This window comes from Terriglobales bacterium, assembly GCA_035487355.1.
Classification (GTDB): domain Bacteria; phylum Acidobacteriota; class Terriglobia; order Terriglobales; family Acidobacteriaceae; genus QIAW01.
This window is the reverse complement of the sequence record DATHMF010000108.1, coordinates 1-6,167: the sequence shown is the minus strand read 5'-3', so window position 1 is coordinate 6,167 and position 6,167 is coordinate 1. Positions and strand designations below refer to the sequence as shown.

Here is a 6,167-nt window from a genome sequence, read left to right as displayed (position 1 = left end):
CCCAGATTCATAGCCCGAAACCTGCCGAAAGACCCGCCTCCCTGCCCGACCTATTGAGGGAGCCGGAGAATTGCGAGAACGAAAGAAGGCAGATTCACAAGGTTTGAAAAGCCTTCCAAAATGGAATGCAGGGCCAGCGGTTAGAAGAAGAAGAAGAAGAAAATGAAGATAAAGGCCCTCTAGGTCTTTGAAAATCCGACTTTATGTTTTGGCCGAGTGCTGAATGCTGGGTCCTGATTGCTTGCTTTGGCCTCTGTGTACCTCCGCGTCCTCTGCGGTGAGGCTAGCTTTTCTGAGTACCGAGCACCGAGTACTGTTTTTCCAACCAAGCAAGCAAGGGGGGCCGCCTAATTCAATCCGCCCAAACCAAGTCCATCCGCGTAGAACTTTGTTTTTGGCTAAAAGCTAAGGCTGCTCACCAACGATTTGCATTCACCTGCTCTTGTACTATCTTCTGCCGCCGTCGGTAAGGGCGCCGACGGTTGCAGGGGCACTCTTGATCTGTTGCAGCACAACTGTCCGGGTTTGGCCGAGCGCTCGATCTAAGGATTGCTTGGGGATCGAAGTGACCAGGGGGCCCAGCAGCCATCCCAGACCCATGGGGATATCACGCGTGAGGGAGGCGGCTTCGCACTGCAGGTAGACCCCTCCATCTTTCTCTTCAAATCGCCAATAGGTGTTCAGGCGCCAGAGATATCCCCGGCCCGTGCCCACAGGCAATTCCGCGCCTCCAGGCTGATCGGCATCTTTGACCTCGGCAATCCGCGTGCTGATGGAGTTGGAATACATCTTGCTCGCATTCACCTTGCCCCAGTGAATATCGTATTCCGTATTGAAGACCGCGGTTGTAAATCTCTTTTGATACAGGCGGAGGAAGATCTTATAGTTGCTGCCTTCGTGGTCCAGGAGCCGAGAGGCGATCACATCCGGCTTATACAACTCTGCCCGGTGGTCGTAATCCTGCAATACAGGAAGCGTCTTGGCCAAGGTAACCCCGGGAATAAAAACCAGGCCAACCCAGTGGTGAACAATCCCGTGTGGAATGTCAGAACTCGAGCCCGTGACCTTCGTCTCGAGCTTCTGCACCAGTATTTCGCCCTGCTTGAGCTGCTGGTAAGAACTCTTGCTGGCCTCTGGAGGCAAGGCATCAATGTAAAGGAAGGGCCCATCCGGGCGCAGCTCATTGGCAAATCTCGCTTCCGTGGCCGCAACGTAGCGATCGTAAGCGGCTGCCGTCTCATGTTTAAGTTCTGCCGCTGAGATCGCTGCACTTAAACCGGGAAGAAACAAAAAAAGTGCAATAAAATTCTTGAACCTGCGAATTCGTCTTAGGGGATATATCGACATGGATTCTTCCTTGAAGCTCGAATCAATAAAGTATAGTATCCGCGACCACGTGGTTGCTGATCATTTTTGACCTTCGTCCGTCATGGGAAGGCACCACCACTCTTCAGGCACTGAAAATTCCCACCCTTGGGTCAACCCTTCGGTCTTCCGGTGAGCGATTCAGTACAGCACGGCTGCAGCAAGTGAGCGAATCTGGGGTGTCTCTAAAGAGCAACCGATGAAAGTTGTTCCTGGATTCAACCTGACAGTGAACACAGGAGAACATGATGAAATCAAGCACCAAAGATAAGACAGAAGGCAAGTTCCACGAAGTACAGGGAAAAATCAAGGAGAAGTTCGGAAAAGTTATGAAGAACCCGGAGCTAGAAGCCGAAGGAAGGCACGAAAAGAAAGCTGGCAAAATTCAGAAATGGATTGGCCATGCTGAAAAGGCGGTCGGGCAATAAGCACAGTGCAATAAGTGAATTGCTGAGCATGTGAAACAATGGTTGGGAGAAGGGCAAGCCTCACAGCCATTGTTTCACCTGCTCATAACTACTTCGTTGCCGGGGTGGGTGCCGTTCCCGACGGTGGTGGAGGGTTCTTAACCCACTGGCAAAGAGTATCGCGATCTGCCTGTGTGAGCACGGCGTTGCGGTGAATCAGAGTGTACTGGGATGGAGGCATATCGCCGCTGCTCACCATCTCGCAAATCCCATCAAGCCTGTCCTGCTTTTGCCTGTCCGTGTAAGCGGCCCACTGTGAGAGGTCCATTTTACCGCGGGCGCCATGTACATCACTTGCAACCAGCCAGGAAGCCGGAGCTACGTGGCTATACCACGGCCAATGGGTTTCGTCAGAGTGGCAGTCCGCGCACGAGCGCTGCACAATAGGCTGCACGTTGGGGGGCACGATTCCGGCTGCGAAGATGGTCTTCGAGGAATCTACCGGGGGATTGGTCCTATCCACGGGAAAAAACTGGGCGCCAATCAGAAACACCACAACCGCGATACTGAGCCACTTGAGGAAACGTTTCATTGCATCTCCATTGAGGTTATTAGAAACAGGCTTTTCAATATACCTTAGATCGTTTTAAGAATTGTGGCGCGGTCGTTATTTTTGCGTGTGTAGCCGATTTTTTATTCAAGTCCGAGCAGTTACCGTTAGAAGTAGCCATCCTCGTAGCCGGTGACCGGTAATTCCAGTCTCTCAATCTGGCTGTCCTTGAAAGAAGACTGCTGCGCGCAATCTGGATTTGGGCACTTCAAGATCCAGCGGTCTCCGGTCTCCATCTCGGTCCGCCCGCGTTTCAGCAAACTATGTTTGCCGCAAACCGGGCATTTTATACAAGCAACCAGGCCCATAATGGTTCTCTTAACGAGATACCTATTGTAGGCCCAAGTCGCCTGCTTTTAGCGTTGCTTATCTTGGATCAAGGGGATGATCGTTGACTTTGCAGGTGCTCACTCCTCACCCGTTCTTCTCTTCCAACTCCGCCCAGCGCGCATAAAGTGAATCCAAATGCTGCTGCGCCGCTTCCATTTCACTATGTGCGGTCAGAAGACGAGGTCCGTCAGTAGCTATCGCCGGGTCTTCGAGTTGAGCGCGCTTGGCCTGCAGAGCCTGTTCGGCCTCAGCGATGCGCTGTTCAATGCCGGCATATTCGCGGGCGTCGCGGTAGGAAAGCTTCTTGGGTTTTTCTTTTGCGAGAGACGTCTCGGCATCAGCTAGAGCCAGCCGTGCCGCTGTCTTCGTTGGCTGTTTGCGATCTGCCTGCCAGGCCTCCCACTGTGAGTAGTCGGCAAAACTCTCGGCGGCGCCGTCTCCATCCAACCCCAGCACGATGGTGGATACGCGATCGAGCATGTAGCGGTCATGCGTCACCAGGACGAGCGAGCCGCGAAACTCGAGCAGGCTTTCCTCCAATATTTCGAGTGTCGGGATATCAAGGTCGTTGGTGGGCTCGTCGAGCAAGAGAACATCAGCCGGCTGCAGCATGAGCTGCGCGATCAATACGCGTGCCCGTTCGCCACCGGAAAGCCGCCCCACGGGTTGATTGAGCTGCTCGCCGGTGAACAGAAACCTCGCCGCCCATGATGCCACGTGAATGACTCTATCCTGATAAACAACCGAGTCGCTGTCCGGCGCCAGAGCGCGGCGCAGGGTGACATCAGGATCAAGCTCGCGGCTCTGATCGAAATAGACAATGCGCAACCACTCGGCCCTGCGAATCTGGCCGCTGGTGGCAGCGAGCTCTCCACGCAGCAGGCGCAACAATGTGGTTTTGCCGCTGCCATTCGGACCTACCAAGCCGACCCGCATCCCGGCGGAGACGATGAAGTTGAGTCCGCTGAAGAGCGTACGATCTCCGATGTCGTAAGCAACATTTTCCAGTTCGATCAGCCGTTTGGTCTTGCGGTCACTCGCTGAAAAGTCAATTTGTGCGGTCGCCGTTCGGGTTCTGGCATTCAGGTCAGCAAGCTCTCCTATAAGTTGGTTCGCCTTGCCGATTCGTGCTTTGGATTTTGTTGTGCGCGCCTTCGGTCCGCGGCGGAGCCACTCGATTTCCGTATGGACCAGGTTTTCCAACGCTTCCTGGCGCTGCGCCTGCGCATGCAGAAACTCTTCTTTCTTCTCCAGAAACGTGCTGTAGCTGCCCTGCACACGCAGCAATCCATCCGGATAAGCGCGGTTCAGTTCAACCATGGCTGTGGCAATATTCTCGAGAAAATAACGGTCATGACTCACGATCACGCTGGCGAACGAGGCTTGTTCGAGCAACTCTTCGAGCCACTCGATTCCTGCGAGGTCGAGATGATTGGTGGGTTCATCGAGCAGCAGGATATCGGGTGCCTGGACCAACGCCTCGACAATGGCAAGCCGCTTCTGCCAGCCTCCGGAGAGCGCGGTTGCTTCGGCCTCGAAATCTTCAAACCTAGCCCGGCCCAGTGTCTCGGCAAAGCGGGTGCCGTGCTCAGACTCGGCGACGGAGGCGTGTTGCAATGCTTTCTCGACCACGGAGCGCACGGTATCTCCGGAGTTGAATTTCGACTCCTGCTCCACGTAGCTGAGCCGGGTGCGTTTTCGCAGCGCTATTGTGCCGCTGTCGGAATCTACGCTGCCGGCCAGCATCCGCAGGAGCGTGGATTTGCCTGAGCCGTTTGGACCGATGAGCCCAATGCGATCTCCTTCAGAAATGGTAAAGGAGACGTTCTGAAAGAGCGGTGCGGCCCCGAAGGCCTTCGAAATTCCCTGTGCATTGATAATCGGTGGCAACGGGTTGCGATCTCCCAGAATTCAGATTATCAGCAAACGCGGATTGCAGGGCCGCACGTCCCAACTGGAATCTTTCCCGCCTCTCGGAATACAATATAGCCATGAGCGGCGACGAGCGTTTTGAGAGTACGGTAAGCAGCGAGCAGAATGCGGCCTGGGGTCGTGAAGTTGCCTTTGGCGAGCAGCAATCCGAGGGCATCGTTTTAACCACCCTGGATTGGGCGGTGAACTGGTGCCGCAAGAGTTCCATTTGGCCCATGACCTTTGGTCTGGCTTGCTGCGCTATCGAGATGATGGCCATGGGCGCATCGCGCTTCGATATTGCCCGCTTCGGCGCTGAGGTATTTCGCCCATCGCCGCGCCAGGCCGATCTCATGATCATCGCTGGACGCGTCTCGCAAAAGATGGCGCCCGTCATCCGCCTGCTCTGGGAGCAGATGCCTGAGCCCAAATGGGTCATCTCCATGGGAGCCTGCGCCACCAGCGGCGGCGTCTTCAATAACTACGCGCTGGTTCAAGGCGTGAACCAGGTCATACCGGTGGATATCTACGTCCCCGGATGCCCTCCGCGCCCCGAGCAGTTGATTTACGCCATCACGCTGCTGCAGGAAAAGATCATGAACGACCGTGGATCGTTTAAGCGCATTCTGAACCTGGAGTAAGGCACCGAATTTTACAGCGCTAAAAGAAACGCTTCCATCCTCTGCGTTACTCCGCGTCCTCTGCGGTTAACACTCAAACGCTGATTGCTGAGTGCTTTCCCCCAGTTGGCGTTATAATCGCTCTCAGAACGCTCCCCGTTCCGCACTGATTTTGCGCGTCCGCTGAAGGCAGGCTTTTATGGCTTCACATAAGTTTTTCCTTACGCTCAGCACGCTCCTCCTCTTGTCGGCGAATGCTGTGTGTTCCGATCCCAGCGCAAAGCAATCCGGCCAATCTGCGGCCGATCAGAACCATCCCATGTCCACGCCGACAAGGTTCGACGTTATCCGGGGATTGAACGCTGAATTAGTGTTTGTGCGCAAACCCTTTCCCATGGGTGGTAAAGGGTTGACGATCAAAAACGGAGTAGTTACCCCCACGGACGAACAGTTGAACTTCATGCTGGCGCAGGCCGGCCCCGCCGCCAAGCCCGGCGATCGCGCCAAGATTACGGACGTAATCATCAAAGAGAACAGCATCATCTTTGAAATCAACGGCGGCCCCAAGAAGAAAAAAAAGTGGTATCAGCACATCGAGGCCGGCGTCGGCTCCAGCGGTACCACGGTTCCCATTTCTCCTGACAATTCAGAAAACGCGCATGGCTCTTTTGTCGCCCTGATGTTCGACCGCTTCGTTCCCGATATTCCGCCCGAGCAGATCAAGCTGATGCTGGCTCCGGTCTTTGATTTCAACTCTCTTTCCGCAACCCAGGCCTACGTGGATACCCTTCCACCCAAAGCGCGCGCCGCGGTGAAGAGCCACGAAGTGCTGGTGGGGATGAACAAAGAAATGGTCATAGCCTCCAAGGGCCGCCCCGAGCAAAAAATCCGCGAGCATGACGATCGCGGCGAGTACGAAGAATG

7 protein-coding genes are annotated in these 6,167 nt (G+C 55.0%); 3 read left to right on the top strand and 4 right to left on the bottom strand.

Features of this window, described 5'->3' with window-relative positions; all coding sequences use genetic code 11:
- Positions 1-447: 447 nt before the first annotated feature.
- Positions 448-1,347 carry a hypothetical protein gene (locus VK738_20265; protein HTD24997.1) on the bottom strand — a complete coding sequence of 300 codons (900 nt, stop codon included), beginning with the start codon at positions 1,345-1,347 and terminating at the stop codon, positions 448-450.
- Positions 1,348-1,613: 266 nt separating this feature from the next.
- On the opposite strand from VK738_20265, the gene VK738_20260 reads away from it, so the two are divergent.
- Positions 1,614-1,793, top strand: coding sequence for a CsbD family protein (locus VK738_20260; GenBank protein ID HTD24996.1), 180 nt, complete (start codon positions 1,614-1,616; stop codon positions 1,791-1,793).
- Between the two features lie 88 nt (positions 1,794-1,881).
- Here VK738_20260 and VK738_20255 read toward each other — a convergent pair whose 3' ends face one another.
- From VK738_20255 to VK738_20245, 3 genes are all read right to left on the bottom strand, one after another.
- Complete coding sequence (locus VK738_20255) at positions 1,882-2,364, bottom strand: heme-binding domain-containing protein (GenBank protein ID HTD24995.1); 483 nt, start codon at positions 2,362-2,364, stop codon at positions 1,882-1,884.
- A gap of 125 nt (positions 2,365-2,489) precedes the next feature.
- Positions 2,490-2,690 carry a hypothetical protein gene (locus VK738_20250; protein ID HTD24994.1) on the bottom strand — a complete coding sequence of 67 codons (201 nt, stop codon included), beginning with the start codon at positions 2,688-2,690 and terminating at the stop codon, positions 2,490-2,492.
- Positions 2,691-2,796: 106 nt separating this feature from the next.
- Positions 2,797-4,602 (bottom strand): ABC-F family ATP-binding cassette domain-containing protein, encoded by a 1,806-nt coding sequence (locus tag VK738_20245; GenBank protein ID HTD24993.1) that lies wholly within the window; start codon positions 4,600-4,602, stop codon positions 2,797-2,799.
- A gap of 101 nt (positions 4,603-4,703) precedes the next feature.
- Here VK738_20245 and VK738_20240 point away from each other — a divergent pair, with 101 nt between their 5' ends.
- Positions 4,704-5,264, top strand: coding sequence for an NADH-quinone oxidoreductase subunit B family protein (locus VK738_20240; protein HTD24992.1), 561 nt, complete (start codon positions 4,704-4,706; stop codon positions 5,262-5,264).
- 178 nt (positions 5,265-5,442) lie between these two features.
- A partial coding sequence (locus VK738_20235; protein ID HTD24991.1) for a hypothetical protein occupies positions 5,443-6,167 on the top strand: 725 nt, incomplete at its 3' end.